At 39.5% G+C, this 3,535-nt stretch carries 3 protein-coding genes and 1 pseudogene; 2 read left to right on the plus strand and 2 right to left on the minus strand.

Going from position 1 to position 3,535, the window contains the following annotated elements; all coding sequences use genetic code 11:
- Window positions 1-592: 592 nt before the first annotated feature.
- Both Psfp_RS20740 and Psfp_RS20745 read right to left on the minus strand, forming a co-directional pair.
- The gene (locus Psfp_RS20740) at window positions 593-1,651 is read right to left on the minus strand and encodes a DUF4179 domain-containing protein (RefSeq protein ID WP_205079645.1); all 1,059 of its coding nucleotides are present in this window, start codon (window positions 1,649-1,651) and stop codon (window positions 593-595) included.
- A 1-nt stretch (window position 1,652) separates the two neighbouring features.
- A complete protein-coding gene (locus tag Psfp_RS20745) occupies window positions 1,653-2,198 on the minus strand; it encodes a sigma-70 family RNA polymerase sigma factor (protein ID WP_134220412.1) in 546 nt (181 codons plus the stop codon).
- 416 nt (window positions 2,199-2,614) lie between these two features.
- Between Psfp_RS20745 and tnpA the strand changes: the two genes are divergently transcribed.
- Complete coding sequence (gene tnpA, locus Psfp_RS20750; RefSeq protein WP_134220413.1) at window positions 2,615-3,013, plus strand: IS200/IS605 family transposase; 399 nt, start codon at window positions 2,615-2,617, stop codon at window positions 3,011-3,013.
- Window positions 3,014-3,230: 217 nt separating this feature from the next.
- Window positions 3,231-3,535, plus strand: a pseudogene (locus Psfp_RS22680) (hypothetical protein); the annotation flags it as partial.

A 3,535-nucleotide genomic window follows, 5' to 3' on the forward strand; every position in this document is an offset into this window, starting at 1 on the left:
GCTTCTTTAACAAGCTGCTCTTTGAAATCCTGAGGATATCTTTTACGTTTCATCCATACCCCTCCGTTAATATTAGTTTATATTAATAAGGGGGTATGGCTCAAACTCAATTAAGGGGCTTAATAGACTGGAGATATAGTTCATAAATTTTTCCACCGACCTCATGGACCAATATTACGAGTACCAAACACACTCTAATGTAATTACTAACGGATATGCTGTATTTAACTTCTAAAAAAATATATACTGCTGCAATGATAGTGATAAATATTACATCTCGGATATAGTCTAATTTCCGGGTGCTTATCAGAGCAAAAATAATACCAAATTGTATTACAAAAAAAGCAACGCTAATAAAATTTCTTATTTTCGCTTCTAAATACATAATTCACCTCCAGCCAACACGTAACGGCTTTTGTCCGGTGTTTAGTTTGTACATCTTGAAGCAATCTCATTATACGACAACACTATCTGGGTAGGTTAGGACACAAAAAAGACCAAGCTGCTAAGGAAACTCAGCCTGGTCTTTTGAGGGAAAACAGCTAACATCCGTTATTTTGGGAAGAAGAACCGTCCCCGTGCTTCCGTCCATTTATTGATTTAAAAATATCGTAAACGCTTCTCCAACCTGTTCCCAGTCGTCGCTCATTCTGCCGCTTTGTTCAGGAAACTTTGCCGCATAGGGGGTTAGCGTGAGCGATGTGATTGCATCCGCCAAATCCCCATTGATGTTTTGATATTTAAATACTAAATCTTCACCGGACACACTTGTGAGGCAAAATTCCACTTCGTTTCCCAGGTTATCCCTGCCTCTTAGATCAATGTCATAGGAATGCTCAGACCGATCTTTTACTTTGCCGAAAATTTTCTGATTGACAGGATTATATCTGAACTCTTCCAAAATATACTTTTCATTCCCGATATTAAATGTGTAATCTAAGGCCATGGCATAGGTATCGGCCATTAATTCACTGCCGTTTGCCGCAAATTCGAATTCCCATTTCCCTTTAACCTGCTCTGTAGCGGCATTGCCAATATAATAGGTTAAATTTTTTAAGACGACTTTTATATTGACGTTTTCCGCCGTATCAATACCGGCAATATTTACCGAATAAGCGCTAAAAAACAAAGTTTCAGAATCAGCAAGCGGCCCGCTGCTTCCGGTCGCACCATAATTCCTTAGTTTCTTGCCGTTGATAAAAATATCGTAATCAAAATTAAGCCCTTTAACCGGTTTGTTTGTATTGGTAATTATGGATAAAATCAGCTCGTCCCTATCGATAATCACATCGGTTAATTTCATCTCGACGCCGTTGCTTTCCACCACTTGATTGACGACATTGGCATAGGGTGCGATATTTCTTTCAATGCCAAGCGCCTCACCGATGGAGTAGGATATTTCCGCAAGCCTGGATTCCGTTGCCGCGTACACCGTTTCCCCCAAATTTGTTTGCGTAAAGACGCCTGCGGCCAACAGCAAAGCCAGAGCAACCGTCCCAATTTTTTTCCAATAGGATTTTCTATTCCTATTTTTCCTGAAGGCCTTTTTTAGATTCTGCTTTTCCATATCGTTAAGCTCCTCTTTCTCATAATCCGCAAGATTGATATCCAAATGATTCAAAAATTCATACATATTCTTGGAATTTTTCACATTAATGTCCTCCTTTCACTTCCTTGCGAATTCTCTTCTTTCCCCTGGAAATTCTATTGTATAAAACAGGTTTGCTAAATCCGGTAGCATCGGCCAATTCATTGAGATCTTTCTGTTCCAAATACAATTTTTTAAAAATTTCCTTGTCCTCTTTAGATAAACTGCTCAGAATTCTTTCCGTTTCTTCCCCAATCTCCTTGGATAATACTGCCTTTAAAGCGTTATCTTCCACAGGGATTATGACATCCTCTATGTTTTCATCTTCCAAATATTTTAAGTATTTTCTGGCATAATCGATGGATTTATATCTGGCTATTCCCCCTATCCAATTTTTAAAGCCGTTTCTTGCAGGGTCATAAAAGTAAATATTATGCCAAATAGCCAGAAGGCAATCATTCATACACTCTTCATAAAGACCGGGAAGATAAAATAAATGTTTTTTTATCACGGTTTTAAGAATCCAGGCATAATTGTCAATAACATACTCTAAGGCTTTCTCGTTTCTCTTTTTCAGCTGTTCAACAAAATTTTCTTCGGTTATTTTCAAGCGCCCACCTCCTTTGTGTTTTCATTTCTACATGTAGATATTTTGATCTTCACTTTATACTTCGTATGCGGCAAGGAAAATCTATCAAAAATTTATTAGATATAATCAAGAATATCCCATCGCCCCTGCTGCCTTCTTGGACTTTATGGCCTTTCTCGGGAATAATACCGGAGAATTGCTCCGTTTATTTCTGGCAGAGCTTGCCGAAGATGAAAAAACAGACATGCTCCAAAGGATGGGAGGATATCTGTTGTATTCCAAAGGGATACGCGGTCCGTAAAACTTGTGTTTATTGGCTTTTAATTATTACAGAAACGTAGCCGAAAGCCCCCGGTTTTAATCGAGGGATGAAGGCGGCTCCCGATTNNCCCCCTCGTTCTGTTGCAGTANTNTTAATTAAGTGATACAATATAATNATGGGACAAGAGTATAGAAGAACACAAACCACAGTATCTCTAATCAACTATCATTTTNTTTTCTGTNCACGGTATAGGCGAAAGGTGTTAGTCAAAGAGGTTGAACAGAGGTTNCGGAANCTTCTTCAAGAGATATGCCGNGAACACGAACTCATCATTGTGGCGCTTGAAGTAATGCCGGACCATGTGCACCTATTCGTAAACGCCTTNCCGNCTATTAGNCCCTCAGAGATTATGGCAAAAGTGAAAGGAGTGACTTCAAGAAGATTGCGGCAAGAATTTAAACACTTGCAGCATTTGCCNAGTCTATGGACACGCTCATTTTTCTGTTCTACGGCAGGAAATGTATCCAGCGATACGATCCAACGGTATATTGCAGANCAAAAGACAAGGGGGTGACAAATTGCAAATAACTGTAAAANTCAAGCTGCAGCCNACAAAAGAACAGTNNAAATTGCTAATNGNAACAACCAAAAACTATATCTATTTGGTNAATCAAATCGTATCAGACTATGCTGTGGCGGANAGAAACCTTAAATACTCAAGNAAAGACGTGATCGCAGACCTTCCNAGCGCTGTTAAAAATCAAGCNATTCGAGACGCCAAGAGTGTTTTTGTGAAATATAAGAAGGCAGTCCGGGCTAACGCCAGACTAAAACCCGATGAGCAAAGAGAAGTCAAGCTCCCTGTTCTCAAAAAGCCTGTGGCTATTTGGAACAATCAAAACTATTCTTTGAAAGAAGATGTGCTCTCGTTTCCTGTGTTAGTCGAAGAAAAATCAAAACGCATGGAGATGAAAGCTATCTTAACCGGCTACCAGAAAAATCTATTGAATAACAAACCAGGCAGCCTGCGCATCACTCAAAAGTCCGGCAAGTACATAGCACAAATTGCCGTACAGGTGGCAGAAAATACGGCCGC

The organism is Pelotomaculum sp. FP (genome assembly GCF_004369245.1).
Taxonomy (GTDB): domain Bacteria; phylum Bacillota; class Desulfotomaculia; order Desulfotomaculales; family Pelotomaculaceae; genus Pelotomaculum_C; species Pelotomaculum_C schinkii.